15 protein-coding genes and 1 pseudogene are annotated in these 17,079 nt (G+C 58.2%); 6 read left to right on the top strand and 10 right to left on the bottom strand.

Translation table 11 applies throughout. From position 1 onward, the window contains the following. Nucleotides 1–418, top strand: a 418-nt coding sequence (locus tag ACXJKO_RS22595) for an IS5 family transposase (protein WP_457093323.1), incomplete at its 5' end; no start/stop codon positions are given. 885 nt (nt 419–1,303) lie between these two features. Here the strand turns inward: ACXJKO_RS22595 and ACXJKO_RS22600 are convergent. The 6 genes and pseudogenes from ACXJKO_RS22600 to ACXJKO_RS22625 form a co-directional block, all read right to left on the bottom strand. Next, nucleotides 1,304–1,642: pseudogene (locus ACXJKO_RS22600) on the bottom strand (IS110 family transposase); the annotation flags it as partial. Between the two features lie 205 nt (nt 1,643–1,847). Then, nucleotides 1,848–3,011, bottom strand: coding sequence for an adenylate/guanylate cyclase domain-containing protein (locus ACXJKO_RS22605; protein ID WP_457093324.1), 1,164 nt, complete (start codon nt 3,009–3,011; stop codon nt 1,848–1,850). Nucleotides 3,012–3,025: 14 nt separating this feature from the next. Continuing rightward, a complete protein-coding gene (locus ACXJKO_RS22610; RefSeq protein WP_457093325.1) occupies nt 3,026–3,391 on the bottom strand; it encodes a response regulator in 366 nt (121 codons plus the stop codon). Beyond that, nucleotides 3,388–6,033, bottom strand: a complete 2,646-nt coding sequence (locus ACXJKO_RS22615) for a GAF domain-containing protein (protein WP_457093326.1) — start codon at nt 6,031–6,033, stop codon at nt 3,388–3,390. Before ACXJKO_RS22615 ends, ACXJKO_RS22610 begins: the two co-directional genes overlap by 4 nt. Beyond that, a complete protein-coding gene (locus tag ACXJKO_RS22620) occupies nt 5,999–6,553 on the bottom strand; it encodes an SCO family protein (protein ID WP_457093327.1) in 555 nt (184 codons plus the stop codon). Before ACXJKO_RS22620 ends, ACXJKO_RS22615 begins: the two co-directional genes overlap by 35 nt. Nucleotides 6,554–6,579: 26 nt before the next feature. After that, on the bottom strand, nt 6,580–7,587 hold the full coding sequence (locus ACXJKO_RS22625) for an ABC transporter substrate-binding protein (protein WP_457093328.1): 1,008 nt from the start codon (nt 7,585–7,587) through the stop codon (nt 6,580–6,582). A gap of 466 nt (nt 7,588–8,053) precedes the next feature. Here ACXJKO_RS22625 and ACXJKO_RS22630 point away from each other — a divergent pair, with 466 nt between their 5' ends. Beyond that, nucleotides 8,054–8,443 carry a hypothetical protein gene (locus ACXJKO_RS22630; protein ID WP_457093329.1) on the top strand — a complete coding sequence of 130 codons (390 nt, stop codon included), beginning with the start codon at nt 8,054–8,056 and terminating at the stop codon, nt 8,441–8,443. Nucleotides 8,444–8,471: 28 nt separating this feature from the next. Here ACXJKO_RS22630 and ACXJKO_RS22635 read toward each other — a convergent pair whose 3' ends face one another. Next, complete coding sequence (locus tag ACXJKO_RS22635; protein WP_457093330.1) at nt 8,472–9,104, bottom strand: class I SAM-dependent methyltransferase; 633 nt, start codon at nt 9,102–9,104, stop codon at nt 8,472–8,474. A gap of 171 nt (nt 9,105–9,275) precedes the next feature. On the opposite strand from ACXJKO_RS22635, the gene ACXJKO_RS22640 reads away from it, so the two are divergent. From ACXJKO_RS22640 to ACXJKO_RS22650, 3 genes are all read left to right on the top strand, one after another. Further along, nucleotides 9,276–9,587 carry a sigma factor-like helix-turn-helix DNA-binding protein gene (locus ACXJKO_RS22640; protein ID WP_457093331.1) on the top strand — a complete coding sequence of 104 codons (312 nt, stop codon included), beginning with the start codon at nt 9,276–9,278 and terminating at the stop codon, nt 9,585–9,587. A 288-nt stretch (nt 9,588–9,875) separates the two neighbouring features. Next, nucleotides 9,876–10,319 carry an N-acetyltransferase family protein gene (locus tag ACXJKO_RS22645; protein WP_457093332.1) on the top strand — a complete coding sequence of 148 codons (444 nt, stop codon included), beginning with the start codon at nt 9,876–9,878 and terminating at the stop codon, nt 10,317–10,319. Between the two features lie 1,517 nt (nt 10,320–11,836). Beyond that, complete coding sequence (locus ACXJKO_RS22650) at nt 11,837–12,139, top strand: hypothetical protein (protein WP_457093333.1); 303 nt, start codon at nt 11,837–11,839, stop codon at nt 12,137–12,139. Between the two features lie 1,554 nt (nt 12,140–13,693). On the opposite strand, the gene ACXJKO_RS22655 is transcribed toward ACXJKO_RS22650, so the two are convergent. The 3 genes from ACXJKO_RS22655 to ACXJKO_RS22665 form a co-directional block, all read right to left on the bottom strand. Continuing rightward, nucleotides 13,694–14,701: an anion permease gene (locus ACXJKO_RS22655; protein WP_457093334.1), complete on the bottom strand. Its 1,008-nt coding sequence runs from the start codon at nt 14,699–14,701 to the stop codon at nt 13,694–13,696. A 12-nt stretch (nt 14,702–14,713) separates the two neighbouring features. Further along, nucleotides 14,714–15,358: a DUF47 domain-containing protein gene (locus tag ACXJKO_RS22660; RefSeq protein WP_457093335.1), complete on the bottom strand. Its 645-nt coding sequence runs from the start codon at nt 15,356–15,358 to the stop codon at nt 14,714–14,716. Between the two features lie 965 nt (nt 15,359–16,323). Continuing rightward, nucleotides 16,324–16,629, bottom strand: a complete 306-nt coding sequence (locus ACXJKO_RS22665; protein WP_457093336.1) for a helix-turn-helix domain-containing protein — start codon at nt 16,627–16,629, stop codon at nt 16,324–16,326. Between the two features lie 269 nt (nt 16,630–16,898). On the opposite strand from ACXJKO_RS22665, the gene ACXJKO_RS22670 reads away from it, so the two are divergent. Beyond that, nucleotides 16,899–17,079, top strand: a 181-nt coding sequence (locus ACXJKO_RS22670; RefSeq protein ID WP_457093337.1) for a 2-dehydropantoate 2-reductase N-terminal domain-containing protein, incomplete at its 3' end; no start/stop codon positions are given.

Raw genomic sequence — 17,079 nt, forward strand, 5'->3', positions numbered from 1 at the left:
TCGTATCGGGCGCACGAAAGGCGGGCTGAACTCCAAGCTCCATGCCGTCTGCGATGGTACCGGCAAGCCGATCATCCTGCTTTTGTCGGAAGGGCAGATGAGCGATCACAAGGGCGCTCGGCTCATTTTGGGAGCGCTGCCTTCTGGCGCAACCCTGATTGCTGACCGAGGCTACGACAGCAACTGGTTCCGGGAGGCACTTGTCGAGAAGGACATCACGCCCTGCATTCCGCCGACTAAGAGCCGCAAGGTGCCCATCGCCTATGACAAGACGCTGTATCGGCAGCGGCACAAGGTCGAGAACATGTTCGCCAAACTCAAAGATTGGCGCCGGATCGCGRCCCGCTATGACCGATGCGCCCACACCTTCTTCTCAGCCATCTGCATCGCAGCGGCCGTCGCCTTCTACCTCAATTAACGAGTCCTGAGCCTAGTCTAAGGGCTGACGAAGTCCGCAGTTCTCTTATCCGTGGGATGAGAGGAGCTGAGGTTCGTAGGAGCCTTCTGAGAGACCTCTCGAAAGAGCCCCCCAATCCAGTTGCCTTGCAAATTGACCTCATGCCTGCAATTTCGCGAGCGTCGATCTTAGGTGAACTGGGCATCAGCAAACCGTCCCTCATCAAGCCATTGATCGAACCGCGCCGTCATCTCGGCGCCGGTCATGCACCTGCCGATATTTCGATAATCGGGGTCGTTGTCTCGTCGCCTTCAGCTCTCGCCTCAGCAGTACAAATCGTGCTCCCTCCGTCCTGTCTGACGCTCTGCTGCAGCGCCGATAAGAGGTCGTCATCGCTCATGTACAGGAGAGGGCCACTTGGAGCGCTCAACAAAACCGGAGTGAGTGCTTTGGTTTGGCATGGCCAAACCTCTTGTTTCCAAGGCTCTCTGGTCAGTGTTTGAGCCGCTCCTGCCGGCGGCTACCCGCCATGCCCGGAGGTGGCCGTGAACGTTTGCCCGTTAACCAGATTTGCGGAATGACTTTGCTTCACATTGCAGAAGTATCGTCCGGACAGCCGCGGGGGTGAATGACTGAGCTTCGCGCCACAGACCGCAGTAGCACAACCTTCGGCTCAGTGATTTTTGAGCTCAGCTCCTCACCTTCCGCTCACTTCTGCCTCGAGCTCTCGACGTACAATCAGTGGGAGCAGCCACTATGGAGTTTGGCTCTTCGGACGACTGTCAGATGAGCCCGCCTGAGAGAAGGGCGGTTGCGGGTTTGGTCACCAGTGTTGGGCGCGCCGGATGGTAGTAATGTGAAGCGACCCGATCCGGCAATTGCAGCGTCAGGATGCTCTGCTGCGTGGGTCTTGGTCTCGACACAGCGCATGGTCGGCCGGGTCACCGTCTCGCAGATGGCTTCGGCATCGGCCCTGTCGTTCTTCTGCCGCGTCACGTACGGTTTGACGGAAGACGGCGGCATGAGCTTCACCAGGTGGCCGAGGCTCTGGAGCTCCCGCGACCAGAGATGGTCACTTGCACACGCCGCGATGCCGATCGGACAGGGTGGTAGGCTGGTGAAGAACTTCAGCACCTGCCCCCGCCGGACCCGGCGCCGGATCAGCACCTCGCCCATCGCGCTGATGCCGTGCACCTGAAAGACGGACTTGGCGATATCCACACCAATGGTGGTGACCGTGCTCATGGGCTGCTCCTGTGCCGCTGGCTGTTTGAGGCAGCCATGCTGCCCCACCGCTGGGTGGGAGCCGTCCACAGCATCAAGAGTGGACATGCGCGCCGACAATCAGGACTGCCACTGCATTGCGTCACAGGTCCCTCGTCGTGCGGTACCGGAATCCTATCAGATTCCAGAGAGCCAGAGGTGTTGGCCTCTCGACGCGTCAACGCAACTACTCAGCCTTTCCATGGATTACCGCGCACGTTGTTTCGTCAGATGACCAGCGCAATGAGACAAGCTCAAATGCCGGCACCGGTTTATTAAATCCCTTTAGATGCAACTCCCCAATCAAAACGGCTTCGACCGTGTCCCGCAGACAAGCGAATACCCTCTGAGTTAGCAGTATTTGCCCCGACCTCGCTTCGCTACACAGACGGCACGCGAGGTTTGGAACCGTGCCGATCACCGAGTACTCGAGCCGGTGCTCGAAGCCGACACTGCCAAGGGTCGCATGTCCTCGGGCCACACTAACTCCGAACCCGAGATCGTGCCCCCGTTTTCGCCAGCCCTCAGCAAGGATCATGATGCACTCGCGCATCTTGAGCGACATCATCACTGCGCGCTCAGTATGGTCCCGTTGCGGGAGCGGATCGTTGAAGAGCACCAGCACTCCATCCCCAACAAACCGCTCGAGGGTACCCTCGTATCGCATCACCAGGTCCCCCACGACAGCATGGTACTCTCGGAGAACGGTAATCACCTCCTCAGGCTCTGCTGCCTCAGCGAAGCTCGTGAACCCTCGTAGATCTCCGAAAACGACTGTAACATCGCGCCGGTGACTCTCCAGGGGATCGATGCCTCCCCGCGCAGCAACCACCAGATCTGCCACTTGGGGGGGCAGAAACCGGCGCAGACGCCCCATCCGTGCGATCTGCTCGACTTGTTCGGCTACCCGCTGTTCCAGCATCCGGTTCCATTCGGCGAGTTCTCGTGCTTGGTCCTGGACCGTGTCGTGCAGTGTCTTAATGCGCAGCATGGACCGGACCCGCGCCAGCAGTGCGGCATGATCGATTGGTTTAGTCAGGTAGTCATCGCCGCCAGCATCGAGGCCCTCGACCACGTCGCGTGGGTCCGACTTGGCGGTGACGAGAATGACAGGAATGTGCCGGTACGTCGCGTCTGCCTTGAGTCGCCGAACGGTCTCAATCCCATCCAGCTTCGGCATCATGATGTCGAGAAGAACCAGGTCGGGCGCAAGCTCTGCAACGCGAGTGAGTGCCTCCTCGCCGTTGGCCGCTGTCGCAACCTCGTATCCTTGGCTCTGGAGCCTGCGCGTCAGCAAATCGAGGTTCTGAGGCGTGTCGTCGACAGCAAGGATGAGGGGCACGTCACGCATGCTCGTATGTCCATCTAGGCCAGGTATGCTTGGATCGTGGCCAACAGCTTGCGCGGGCTGAACGGCTTGGCGACGTACCCGTCGCAGCCGGCCTCTCGCGCCTTCGCCTCATCACCGGCAAGCGCATAGGAGGTGACGGCGATGATCGGGATATGCTGCAGGGCCGGGTTGCCCTTGATGCGCCGCGTAGCATCGTAGCCGTCCACCAGAGGCAGCTGAATGTCCATGAGGATTAGGTTCGGCCGGTGCCGTTCGGCCTGAGCGATGCCCTCTTCGCCATCGACGGCCTCCAGCACCTCGAAGCCGGCGCGCGTCAGCAGATCACGCAACATCCGGCGGTTGTGCCAAGTATCCTCAATGACCAGGATCCGCTTCATCATGCCGCCTCCATGACCTCGTCTACTTGGAGTGGAACTCTAATCCTGAAGGTGGAACCCTGCCCTGGAGCGGACTCCACCGTGATTGTCCCGCCATGCATCCGGATGATCCGTTTGGAAATCGCGAGCCCTAGCCCCGTACCGCCCTTCTGCCGCGTCGATGAGCTGTCAACCTGCTGGAAGGCATCGAAGATCCGCTCTTGGTCGGCCAAAGCAATCCCTGGACCGGTGTCGGTCACAGTCAGCTCGAGAAGATCACCGACGGTCCATGCATTGATCCGGACCGTGCCCGCATCGCTGAATTTGATGGCATTACCGACGAGATTCAGGAGAACCTGAGTGAGCCTTCGCTCATCTCCCCGCCCCAGCGGAAGGTCCTCCGCGATGCCGGTTTGCAGATCAAGGCCTTTGGCTTGAGCAAGCGGTTGCGTGACCGAGACCACGGCCTCAACGACACTCTGAACAGCATACTCATCAAGCGTCAGCGTGAGCTGTCCCGCTTCGATTTTCGACAGATCAAGGACGTCGTTGATGAGCGCCAAGAGGTGCTCGCCATTCGACTGGATGTACTCCATGATCTCATGGGCTTCGCCCGCCACCTCTCCGTAGACACCATCGAGTAGCATCTCAGTGTAACCGAGGACGGCGTTGAGCGGGGTGCGCAGCTCGTGGCTCATATTGGCCAGGAACTGCGACTTGTGCTTGCTGGCGATCTCGAGCTGCCGGCTCTTGTCCTCAATCTCGCGGAAAAGGCGTGCGTTTTGGATGGCGAGCACCGACTGGCTGGCGAAGGTCTGCATCAGGTCAACGGTCTGTCTCGGGAACGCCGCCTCCTCCCGCCGCATGAGCACGAGTGTTCCAAAGACGCGCTCCGCCCTTACAAGAGGGACAATCAGGACGCTTCGGATTCCAGCACTGACGGACACATCTCGGAGCGGCCACTTCGGTAATTGGGTGAGGTCACCGACCAAGACGGGAGTAAGCTGCCGGATTGCGGTTCCCATCACCGTTTCCGCCTCGAGGATTTGCAGATTACGGATTTGCTCCGACAAGTTTGCCTCGAGGCCGCTGGCCCGCCACAAAATGAACGTGCGATTAGTCCGGTCGTAGCGGAACAGCGCACAGGCATCGGCTTGGCCCAGCGCCATCGCTCGGGCGGACACCAGATCAAGAACACGGGTCAGGTCCAGGGTTCCGCTGACCGCTTGGCCTGTCTCAGCCAGCGCCTTGAGCTCCTCATTGGACGTGGCCAATGCTGCGGATTGCTCCTGCAGCTCCCGGACGAGGCGAGCGTTCTCAATCGCGATTACCGCTTGGTCGGCAAAGACAGTCACGAGCTCGATCTGTTTGTCCGTGAACGGCTCGACATGATTGCGAGCAAGCGCAATCACGCCAATTGGTTCTCCATCGCGTAGGAGCGGCACGCCGAGGACTGTGCGGAAGCCACCTAAACTTTGTGCCTCCTGCCAGGTGTAGCGGCCGTCTGCCATGACGTCATCGTAGTGCAGCACGCGTCGTTCCATGACCGTGCGCCCGACGACGGTTCCTGATGCATCAGCCCGGATTGGGTTGCTCTCAATAAAATGCTTGAAGGTCTGGTCAAAGCCGCACGAGGCTTTAACCCGGTAAAGCCCGTCCTCAAGTCGGAACAGGAGGCCCTTGTCCGCACGACAGAGTTGGGTCGCTGTTTCCAAGAGGGACTTAAGAACCGGCTGCAGATGGAGGGTCGAGCGGCTGATGGCTTTGAGCACCTCACCGGTTGCAGTCTGGTAGGTCAGGGCCTCGGCGAGTTCGTGCGTGCGTGCCTCGATCTCCTGATAAAGGTGGCCTAGCTGCTGGGAAGTCTGATTGACATTCTGAGCCAGTATCCCCAGTTCGTCCCGGTTAGTGACGGTGACCTGCTGGGCAAAGTCGCCAGCTGCGATCTGGCGCAACCGGGATTCGATTTTCTGAACCGGTTCAACCAGTGACCATGAGATGATGTATCCTAGACTCAGCGCCAGCAGGATGCTGCCGACGGCAAACAATACAACGATCAGGCGGGAGTTCCCATAGGCTCTCTCCGTCGTTTCGATGGCGTCCACCATATCAGCCTCGGCTACGTTGACGAGTTGGTTCGTCAGACGCTCGAGGCGATCGAGCAGAGCCATAACTTGTGTCTGTTGGATCTTGCGGGCCTCCTCTGTCCGGCCGGTACGAATAAGGTCGACGATTTTTGTCACCTCGGCCGTTAAGTAATCGTAGTCCTGCCGGACTTGGCCAAGGAGGACTGATTCATCCTTAGCGACGAACTCCATACGATTGAGGTCGTAGCCGAACTGTCGCAGCTGTCGGAGCGCGGCATCAAGCATCTTGTCGTTCTGAAGCAAGAGCGCAGTCGATATGCTGTAGAGCTGGCTCGTCGTGTCGTGCTGTACCTGATGATAGGCTGCGATCTTACGCTGCAGTTTGATCAATTCATTGGTTTGATCATTGACTCCGCTCAGCACCTGCAACCCGACCGCTCCGAGCGCGATCAGTAACCCGACGATCGACAAGAACGCAACGAGTAGCTTGGTCTGAACGCGGGCCGGAAGCTGTGCAACCCAGCCAATCAGCCGGTCCCTGAACTTACTTGGATTCATCCACAAGGCTGAGAAGGTCACGCCGGAACTCCTCTAGGTCGAACCGAGCGCCAACATACTGGACGCGCAAAATGCCTTTCGGATCAATGAGCGACGTGAGGACGATGTGGTCGACGTCTCCCGCCGTAGTCTTCCTCGCGAACACGCCGTACTTTCGGCTGACACTACGGACTGTCGCCGGATCGCCGGTCAGAAATGCCCATCCGTTCAGGTTGGCGCCAAAGTTCCCGGCGTACTGCTTCAGCACTTCCGGCGTGTCATGCTCCGGATCGACGGTGATCGACATAAAGGCAATCTTGGATCCGAAGGCAGGGCCCAGTTCGTCCTGCACACGCGCCATGTTGTTGGTCAGGACAGGGCAGGTATCGGTACAGGATGCAAAGATGAAGGTGATGGCGACCACTTTGCCGCGGAAGCCACGAAGCGACACCTGCGCACCGTCCTGCGACGTCAGGGTAAAGTCCGGTGCCGCTCCAATAGTAGGCAGGCGCTGGTCGCGGAGCGCATCATGGGCCTGCGCCGGCCAGGAAAGCAGCCCCAACAGAAGGAGGCGTGTCCACCACGCGTTCACGTCTTCAACTCGCGCTTGATCTCGTTGAGGAAACGCCAATCCGTGCCGCCAGCAATGATTTTTTGAGGGCTCGACTTGATCATACCGGCCTCACGGAGGCGCAGGGAAAAGAATCGGATGGTATCCTCGGGATCGTGATCCCGCCATTTTGCGTATGAGATTTCCGTAAGCGCCTGAAGGGCGGGCTCGTATTGCTTAGTATAACCGTCCTTGACCAAAAGACGGGCCACCCGTTCAGGCTCCGAGACGCAGATGTCATTTGCTTTAAGGACAGCGCGCACCACCCGCTTGGTGGCAGCTGGATATTTTGCTGCATAAGCCGCGTTAGTTGCTAGCATGCAGCAGAAATACTGCGACCAGGGCCGGTCCTGGATGCTGTTCACAATGACATGGCCGATCTTGCGAGCGCGCAGTTCCTGTGGCTCAGGTGGGAAGCCGAGGAAGGCGTCGGTCTTCCGCTGCACGAACAAGTCAAACGCATTGACATCACTCGTCACCCACTTGATGTCCTTGAGAGGATCGAGCCCGACATGCGTCGCCATTGCGGTTACGAAGATATGTGGATCTGATCCTAGGTTTTGTCCGACGCCGACAGTCTTTCCTTTCAGATCGAGGACGCTGTCGATGCCCTCGTGCGCGAACAATTCATAACAGCCGACATGCACGCCAGCGAGCACTTTGATGGGTGCCCCTTGATCAATTGGAATGGCGAGAGCTGTCGCGAAATCCATGGCGAAATCAATATCGCCACGCGCCAGCATCGCGATTGAGGCAAGGCCGGCCTGCTGGTCGATATACCGGAAGTCAGATAGGCCTTCTGCGCGGATAAGGTCTTCCGCTACATACTGTGGCGCAATACAGATTCCAGGTCCCCGTGAGAAGCGCACCGTATTTGTTTCGAGGGGCGCCTCCTTGGCGGAGGCACCTTGGATGCCAATCGAAGCGGCGATGCCTGCGGTCGTAAGGTTGGCTATGAAGCGGCGGCGAGTTTGAATGCTCTGCATTGTGAGCCTCCTCCGGTCGGGTTCGGATCAGGCAACTCAAACTTCCAGTTTACGTTTGAACTCGTCAATAAACGTTGGCTCGCTTCTCCAGTAGTAATCTTCTTCCAAGAAGATGTAACAATCTGCTTGATGCAAGCGGCTAACGAGCTACTCCTTTGAAGGCCGTTCAGTGCTTCAGCTTCCCAAATGTAGCAGCACCACAGGAGCCTGAAACTATTCCTGCAAACTATGCGCAACGTTGCTTCTGCATGCTTATCAGGAAACTCGTCAATCGAAACATATTATCATAGAGAGGCCGGCCTGGGAAGGTAGATTACACGGAGGCGTTCGGGGCCCTGGTGTGACGGCGCACTCGCGGTCTGCCCAAGCAGCAAGAGCTTAGGATTCAAGTCGCGGCTCAAACGCAGTTTCCCAAGCGCCTCATTTGAGCCGATCTGCTATCATCGGCGTAGGCAGGAGGCACAAGATGGCGCCTGTCCCAGCTCTGCATATTCCAGTCCTGCTGGCCCGGAGCGAGCCACAAGTCTGCACTGCCACCGCAGATTGTCTGATCGCCAACGGCATCGTGGCTCTCGAGGTTGCCAGTACGGATGAGGCCCTCAGCTATCTTGAATCCCGCAGCGACATCCGCTTAGTGATCACCGAGATCGATATGCGCGGCTGTCTCAGCGGGCTTGACTTGGCACGCTATGTCCTGCGGCGGTGGCCGCACATCGGCATCATTATCCTGGGTTGGCCTACCCAGCCCACACCGAGCCTAGCGCAGGCCGTGACCTTCCTATCCAGCCCATGTCCGCCCACATCGCTGATAGAGCAGGTGCGTGCCACTTTGGCAGCCTTCTCTCCTTCTACCTGAGAAAGGCGGCTGCGTTAGCAGCCTGACCTCAAACCGGCTTGTCAAAGACCATCGCCTTCGACACGTATGCTGTTTCGTCCCGGGTGTAGGTTAGACCACACGCTTGGGCTATCGCACCGAAGTCTTCCTCGATGTACCCGGCATAGTACGGTTCATGGTAGTTCTGCGGGAACAGGTCGAGGAGACCGTCATACTCTGGCTTGTCGCCGCGCTGCAGCGAATCCATCAGAACGAGACGTCCGCCGGGCTTCAGCACCCGGGCAACCTCACGGAAGACGGTCCGACGGACCTTGGGCGGGAGCTCGTGGAACGTGAAGATGCTCGTCACCGCATCCTGACTGGCGTCCGGCACCGGGATTGCCTCCCCGTTCGCCACGACGAGCTTCAGCCACGACCACCGCTTCAGGTGATGTTTAGCCTCCCGAATATAGGGCTCCGACAGATCGATCCCGAGACAGGGAAGCCGCGGCCATGCTTGTTTTGCAAAGTCGAGAAAGCGCCCGGTGCCGCAGCCGACATCGAGGAGTCTCAGCTGCCGCTGATCTCGCTGCGTAAAAACCTGGTGCAGGGGTGGCAGCACCTGCCGACGCATGGCGTTGGCGGTCCCACTGAACAACACCTCGACCTGGGTATCGTAACGCTGGGCCGAGTCCTCGGTCATCCAGCCTCCAGTCTGGAAGTGGRAGTTCTGGAGATAATAGCGGGGCCGCTTGCCCGAGGTTTCTTCCGTGAGAACCTCGTTATGCCCACCGCCCTCGCGCCGGCGGTGGACTGACGGTAAATCCTCAAAGAATAGGCTTGAGCGCCGAAGGCGCGTCAGCAGCGAGCCATCATGATCGGCAGGCAGAGGATCCCTGGCCAGGAGGCGCGTCTTGACCTGGAGGACGTCCAGAAGGCGCTGATGAAGTTGTCGGCGGATCAGCGAGAAGCCCTGCTTCTGGTTGGAGCCGAGGGTCTCTCATACGAGCAGGCCGCTGAGATTTGTGGCTGTGTCGTTGGGACCGTCAAAAGCCGTGTGAACCGTGCTCGCACCCGACTGGCTGCTCTTCTCTCGGTCGAGAGCGAGGCCGACCTTGGGACCGACAAGATCATCCTCGCTGCTCTGCCAGTGGCCGCAGACCCTGCCCTGCAAGTTGGACGGTAGCGCATTCATGCCGGTCGAGATCGAGCGCAAGTTCCTGGTCGCAAAGGAAAGCTGGCGAGGTCATACTCCCGGCCAGGGCTACTGCCCGGGATACCTCTCAAAAGGCAATAGACCGTCCGGGTAAGGCGAGCCGGTCCTCGTGCCTTTCTGACGATCAAAAGGCTCCAGCGCTTGGCGAGTAGCCCTTAGCTGATCTCTTGTGGTAGTAGAAAACGATCAGTGCAGCGTTCTGAAGTGCCGTGGGCGATATGTGCTGTCCAAATCAAAACCTGTTCTTCCTTCGATTAGATGACGATCACCCTTCGACCGGCTTGTTCAGCCGACTACCCCTTTGCCCTCAATCTGTATAGCCAAACGATCAAACCCCTTGTCGCAGACTGGATGGAGTGGGTCGATGCAGACCAAGAGGCTCTGTTTGCGAGCCTCTGGCGAGAGGACGATACGCGCGTCATCACCCTCAATGGGGAGGATATCGGCTGGGTGGAGTTCCGCCAGACAGGCGACGAAATCTTCCTCAAGCAACTGTATGTCGCGCCTGCGTACCAGCGGCGCGGGGTCGGCTCACAGGTCATGCGGTTGCTGAACGAACGGGCCAGGACGGCAAAGTCGATGGCACTGTTCGTGCTCAAGAATAATCCAGCTTTTCGGTTCTATGAGCGCCATGGCTTTGAGGTCGTCCGGGAGACCGACACCACGTTGGTGATGCGCCGTGCGATGGCTGAGGCGGCTTAATCCTCCCGATTGAATACCGGTTAGGAACCGACACGATCCAGTCTGGTACAAGCAGGGCATCGGCGAGCCAGATGACTGAATTCGTGCGTCACCCGGTACTCCAAACGGGCTCCAGGGCGAAGATCAACTACCAATTCATGGGACCGGCATCCCGCAGCTACTTTCAAATAATCCTGTTCATTCAGAGGGCAAATTGACGTGGGGACTCCTCTGCATCGTTTTTCTTCGCTAACCTGCTGCGCAGACCAGCGGAGGCTGCGAGGGCATGCGTCAGTTTGGGGTGTTTACCGCTCTTGCTTTGAGCGGGATGACCGCATCTTGCGCGGAAAGAATGGCGCACCCGGCTGTTATACCCATGCCTCCTCCGCCGAAAGCGGCCTCTCAGCCAATGTCCCACAATGGGGAGGCGGGCCGTCAGGATGAGACGCTTGCAGAGGATGCCAGCAAGCGTTCGGCGATCCGCTCCCATCAGGTCACACCAAGCGCCAGCGTAACACCAGAGCCGTCGCTCGAACCTCGGGCTCCACTCCCACAAATATCCCAACAGAAGGAGACCCCAATCTCGCGAGAGCCCCCTGCGGCTGTCGCGCTTTCGCCGCCCCTGAAGCCTGCCGAACCCAATTTCCCAATCGCAGCGCTGATGCCGCCGCCTCAGCAACCCGCCGAGCCGACCTTCCCGTCCGTGCCGCCAACCGTCGAGCTACCGTCCCCACCTCAGTCTGCCTTGCCGACCCTGCCAGAGGTGCCAATGGAAGCAGTCATGCCAGCACCGCCTGAGCCTGCTGAGCCGAGTTTTCCCGTGGCCACACTGCTACCTGCACCTCCAGAACCGGCTGGGCCGGTCCTGTCCTCCCAAAACGAGGTCGCCGCAGAAAGCCCGATCTTGATCCCCTTTCCAGACCTTTCGGCACCTCTTTCGCTCCACCCGCGCTTTGAGTGGGAGGATGTCACAGGCTCTTTGGACTTTCCGCTGGCCGAGGCCTTTGAAATACGACCAGAGAGACAAATTCCGAGCCTGATCCGAAATCCTTTTCCACTCGCAAGTGATACCCCATGAGCACGTTGCGGATCGCAATCTGGAACCCCGAGTGGCGGCGCAGGAGCACACAGGCTGGCCGCATGATGCGGGAGCGCATTGATGCGCACTCCCCTGACATCATCTGCATCACAGAAGGGCATGAAAGCTTTCTTGAAGGTGATGGCCACCTGATCAGCGCAGCCTTCGACTTCGGCTATCCGGCCCCGGCAGGACGCCGGAAGGTCCTGCTATGGAGCCGAACGCCTTGGACAGCAGTAAACCAGATCGGCCGCCCCTCGTTACCGCAGGGGCGATTTGTGGCGGCGTCAACGGAGACGCCAATTGGGCCTGTTCAGGTAGTCGGCGTCTGCATTCCTTGGTCCCATCTCACGTCAATAGGGGCCGCAGAGATCGGAAGCCTTGGGACGAGCACTGCACCTTTTTAGGAGGGCTGTCAGAGTTCTTAGCCTCGCCCGCATGTTCCACCTCTACAATCCTGGTGGGTGACTTCAACCAGACCGCGCCACGGCGGCGCGCGCCGAAGCGCGCTTATGAGGCGCTGCTGACAACGCTATTTGATCGTCTGGTGCTTGCGACCGGAGGTCCGATCCCTAGTCTGGATATGCTCTCCATCGACCATCTGGCCCACACCAGTGATCTGGAGGCAATTCAGGTTCATGGGTTATCGAATCGAGACGAGACCAACCAGCGTCTGAGTGACCACTTCGGGCTGGTGGTGGAACTTCGCAGGGTAAACCCAAGCCCCTCGTTTGAACGGGCCTCACGGGTGGGCTCCGTGTGAAGGTTTAGCCATAGAGGCATCCAGTTCCTCATTGAATGCACGCTCATCTTCGCTATTCCAGAACCGCGTCCCAAGCAGTTCGACCCATGTAACACTGCCTTCCCGGCTCATCTGCACTATAAGGTTACCGACTTCACCCTTCAGTGCAGCAGGCACGATGACAAGGTTGCCCTCAATCTCGATGCTATCGTTAAAAACGAGGCGCAGGCGATAAGGTCGCTTTCATCTTGAAACAAAAGGCCCTGGACAGGCTGGCTCTCGGGCTCGCAATTGACGAGCTTGTAGCGACAAATGATGTCAAGCGCCTGATCATAGGTCTGCCTGTAAATGACCAACTTCGGGATACGATATCTCATGAATTTCTTTCATAAGAGAATAGGCCTTGGTTCGAGATAGCGGCTGACGGCTTCCTCGCTCAATGGAGAGATTGGTTTCAGGGCGTTGCGTCGAGCCGCGATTGTGAGTTTCAGACTCTGATATCGCCTGGGCAGCGATGCTGGAAAGCAACCCGCGAAGGCTGGACAATCGCGTAGATTTCGTCGCGCAAAAGGCGTGCATTCCGGTCATAGCCTGCGCGCTGGCTTCGCGACACAGGCGGCCGAGAACGGCGCAGAGGAACGCAGGATCGCTGCAATGACGCGTCACAAGAACATGGAGGTTCTCCGGAAATACATCCGCGAGGGCAAACTGTTCACTAATGCGGTTACCGCTGATCCGGGCCTGTGATCTCTAATAGCCAGCAAGTATCCGTTAACATGGCAGGCCACAAAGGTAGGTCGTTGTGCCGTCCCGCCGATCTCCTTCTCAACAGCCTGTCAACGACGGCTGTTTCGTTAACGAAACTCGGATCGGAGATCGTTAAGGATTGGGGCCACCAAGACATGAACCTGGATGATGGCGAGGACAGGTAGCGCAAGGGGCTTCCAGAGCGCCGTCGAAAGGCCATGACCCAGCCCGACCCTCAGCCGCATGGCCGCACGAAATCCACATCAGTCCGCATCAGGGGCGCTGCTGCGAATGGGTGTTTCCAACCCTTGATTCAAGCACTGGACATATTAGAACCGTAGACGGTGCATGGCGGTTGGTCAGACGCAAAGCGAATCTGCACATCGGACAGAAGAGAGCCATCATTTATGATCTGCATAGCAGTTGGACCAGTGTGGGGGCGGCTCTCGGATATGGCCCCGAGTTTATGGGTAAGGTGCGCGCTAACTCCACAAGGGTGAACGAGCGTCAATACTTGCATCCAGCAACGGGCATGACGCGCGAGATCACGTGTAGGATTGCAGATACCGTTGCTGGATTTAACCCTACAACAATGCAAGGACAACAGTGATTTATGGACCTTTGTCCTGTCATCTTGCGCCCTCAGCATACGGCATGGTGTCATCTACATCCGGTGCTGGATTGATCCACTATGACCTCACACTTCGTACCTGTACTCGGCAGATGGTCAACAAATTGACTAAGATCGGTACGCTGCTGTGTTCCCTCTAAAGCACGTCTTGACGCTCACTTCCGGGATCGCATTGCTCGGAATGATCTCCTTGGTCATTATTCAAAGAACGCTGCCATTTTGTAGAACAGTGCGGCAATGAGGGCTGCGGCTGGGATCGTCACCACCCACGCGACTACGATACCTCTGGCCACACCCCACCGGACAGCCGAAGTCCTTCGGGCGGCTCCAACCCCGATGATCGATCCTGTAATCGTGTGGGTTGTCGAGACAGGAATGCCCAGCCACGTTGCACCGAACAGTGTGATCGCTCCCCCGGTCTCGGCACAGAAGCCCTGCATCGGCGTGAGGCGGGTGATCTTTGAACCCATCGTGTGGACAATCCGCCAGCCGCCGAGCAAAGTGCCCAGCCCCATGGCGACCTGGCAACTAATGACCACCCAAAACGGCACATAGAACTCGCTGCCGAGGTGCCCTTGCGAGAACAGCAGCACCGCAATGATCCCCATAGTTTTCTGGGCATCATTGCCGCCATGACCAAGCGAGTAGAGGGCTGCCGACACTAATTGGAGGTTCCGAAACACACGGTCGGCGGCAAATGGGGACGACCGATGGGAGGCCCAGGTCGTAACGAAGACCAGGAACAGCGCCAGCCCGAACCCAATCAGGGGCGATAGCACGATAGCGAGCAACGTCGGTCCAAGACCGCCCCACACCACAACCCCAAATCCTGCTTTCGCGACCCCTGCGCCAACAAGTCCCCCGATCAAGGCATGAGAACTACTGGAGGGTATGCCGCCTGCCCAGGTGATCACATTCCAGAGGGTTGCTCCCATCAGAGCCCCGAAGATTACGGCAGCATCAATGGCCGTAGCCATGACAATGCCACTGCCCAGCGTCTGCGCAACGTGAAGGCCGAAGAATAGAAAGGCTATGAAGTTGAAAAATGCGGCCCATGCCACCGCAATCTGCGGCCTGAGCACACGGGTGGATACAATCGTCGCGATGGAATTTGCCGCATCATGGAGACCGTTGATGAAGTCAAACAGCAAGGCCAATGCGATCAGGCCCACAAGCAGAGGCAGAGAGATAGAGACAACGTCCATAGCCTCGGCTCCTCAGACGTGTTCGATCATGATGCCATGCACTTCGTGTGCCACATCCTCCAAGCGATCCATCACGCGTTCGAGGTGGTCAAGGATTTCGAACGCGACCCAGAAATTCAATGCCTGGGCAGAGCCCATGGTCTCGAAAAGACGGCTTCGGGCAGCATCGTACCGGTCATCCGTCTCACCTTCGACTTTGGATACCTCTTCTGCAAGGCTGCTGATCTCAGCCGCATTTGAGCCGATTGAGCGTAGCAAAGGAATAGCCTGCTGCACGATCCGTGATCCTTGCAGGATGCCGTCCGCCATCTCCCGCATTTCGGGCTCGAATGTGCTCACCTTGAACAGCATGATCGTCTTTACGGTCTTACGCATCTGGTCGATAGCATCGTCCATCGAGGTGATCAGGTCCTTGATATCGCCTCGGTCAAACGGCGTAATGAAGGAACGCCGCACGGCCAGAAAGACTTCGCGGGTGACCGCGTCCGCGTCATCCTCCCGATCCATGACTGTAGCGATATGACGGTCAAGGTCGGAGCCCCCATCCAGAGCGGCACGTAGAGCCTCCGCGCCTGCCACAACCAGCTTTGAATGCTGCTCCAACAGATCAAAGAACTGGTCCTCTTTGGGCATCATGGCCCGAAACCACTTAAGCATCCTTCCTCTCCTGGTTCAGAGACCGGTCTGGCAAAGCAGGGCTCGTGCCGATCAAAGACGATCTGTCGGCGGCGCTGTGGTGAATAGATTTCTGGCTAAGGAACTTGGCGGTTGGCCTGCATGTTCCCGTCAAGGCAGTAGCTAAGTTCGGTTGGCTCATCGCCGATAACGGGAAGCAAAGGCTATTCGAGCCCGAAGACCGACGCTGCGTTTCAACTCCGTGGTTTGAATTGCTTCAACGCCCACAATGGTCCCAGAGTTACTACACCGAGGATGTACAAGGCTTGTCATCGCCACGGTCATCACATAGTCACCACAGCAACGTCCTTAGAACCGTTCTCCCCGACCGTTGGGCCGACCGTCAAAAGACGGAAAGGCAACGGTTTTCAACGGTTCTGTTGAGCTTCGCGCCTTGCCCGCAGGAGAAGAGTAATGATCCCCCGCCATAGGGGTCAAGCTTCATGTTGCTGCTCGGGATCAGCCCTAAAGGGCATTAGACGAACGACGACAGTCAACTGTCAGTCACCGCATAACGAGCCCGGTCGGCCTGTTTTGGTGGAACTGAGGGCATTCGTCGGCGTGCATGATCAGCCTTCGTGATTGAGGCACGAAGGCTGAGGCCATGGAGGACTGTGGTCAAGTTGGCTTGGGACGTTCTCCCAGGCCGCCAACTGTCAGCCACGCTTCCGCGCGAGCGCCCGCAAGGCGCTCAAGGAGATCGGATAAGTCAAGAGAGACCAGCAGGATCCAGGTGTCGTCCGAAAGCGAGAACAATTCGTCGATGGGCCGTGATCAGAGCGATCCCTGGGGCATGCTCAGCATACTAAGGAACGGTATCCTTGTGTGCGCGGGCGAACGCCTCCTCATAGGCTTTTCCTTGATGGGAGTTGCGTAGCAGGTCTGAATAGCGCTTGCGCCCTCCGAGTTTTCGTGGCCGAACTTTGCGCTCTGCCCCCGACACTGTGTCAGCTGTCGTCCCCTTGTGAGCCCGCACGGCTAGAAGCGTCGGCATCCGGGCTCCTGTGGCTTGGGTGACGCAACCGAATGCCTAATCCACCTCCTTCATTCTCCGGAATGAACTCAAGCCCTGCCTGCTCAAAGGCTTCGATCAGCGTACGGTTGTTGGCCCCCATCAGACGTGCGTGCTCGTCTTTGATTTCAAAGGCCCCAATCGTTGATCTCGCCCCCGATGACGCGGCAAGATCGTTTTGGCCCATGCCAATCAGGGCACTGGCAACCGACAGAGCCATGGCGTAAGACGCAACAGACATCGGCGACTCTCACCCGAACGTTTCGGACAACAATCCTGCGCATCATGATCGTCAACCTGCCCTAATCACAGGAGGACCGCTCACGACCGTTCCGACCTATCAGCTAATGGCTCGGGCCTCCACCAGTGAATACGCTTTGGCGGGATACCGCTCGCATGAAAGACTCATTGCGCAGCGACTATTCTGTAGTAGTTCCAGCTAGAAAGCTGACAATTCAAAGCTTACGTGTGTAAAACGATACGTACAATATTGCTTGGGGGCAGTTCGGAATGCGAATAGCGATGATCGGCTCGGGCTATGTGGGGCTGGTGTCCGGCGCCTGCTTGGCCGATTTCGGCCACGACGTCTGCTGCGTCGACAAGGACCCGGCCAAGATCGAGGCCCTCAATCGCGGCGAGATCCCGATCTTCGAGCCGGGGCTTTCCGAGCTCGTCGCCAAGAACGTGCGCG

It is taken from the genome of Microvirga sp. P5_D2, from assembly GCF_054049475.1.

What these genes read in the sequence shown, in the direction of transcription:
- ACXJKO_RS22635 (WP_457093330.1), bottom strand. Translation starts at nt 9,104, where the DNA reads ATGACCGAGGACTCGGCCCAGCGTTACGATACCCAGGTCGAGGTGTTG.
- ACXJKO_RS22630 (WP_457093329.1), top strand. Translation starts at nt 8,054, where the DNA reads ATGGCGCCTGTCCCAGCTCTGCATATTCCAGTCCTGCTGGCCCGGAGC.
- ACXJKO_RS22640 (WP_457093331.1), top strand. Translation starts at nt 9,276, where the DNA reads ATGATCGGCAGGCAGAGGATCCCTGGCCAGGAGGCGCGTCTTGACCTG.
- ACXJKO_RS22625 (WP_457093328.1), bottom strand. Translation starts at nt 7,587, where the DNA reads ATGCAGAGCATTCAAACTCGCCGCCGCTTCATAGCCAACCTTACGACC.
- ACXJKO_RS22665 (WP_457093336.1), bottom strand. Translation starts at nt 16,629, where the DNA reads ATGTCTGTTGCGTCTTACGCCATGGCTCTGTCGGTTGCCAGTGCCCTG.
- ACXJKO_RS22660 (WP_457093335.1), bottom strand. Translation starts at nt 15,358, where the DNA reads ATGCTTAAGTGGTTTCGGGCCATGATGCCCAAAGAGGACCAGTTCTTT.
- ACXJKO_RS22655 (WP_457093334.1), bottom strand. Translation starts at nt 14,701, where the DNA reads ATGGACGTTGTCTCTATCTCTCTGCCTCTGCTTGTGGGCCTGATCGCA.
- ACXJKO_RS22605 (WP_457093324.1), bottom strand. Translation starts at nt 3,011, where the DNA reads ATGCGTGACGTGCCCCTCATCCTTGCTGTCGACGACACGCCTCAGAAC.
- ACXJKO_RS22645 (WP_457093332.1), top strand. Translation starts at nt 9,876, where the DNA reads ATGACGATCACCCTTCGACCGGCTTGTTCAGCCGACTACCCCTTTGCC.
- ACXJKO_RS22610 (WP_457093325.1), bottom strand. Translation starts at nt 3,391, where the DNA reads ATGATGAAGCGGATCCTGGTCATTGAGGATACTTGGCACAACCGCCGG.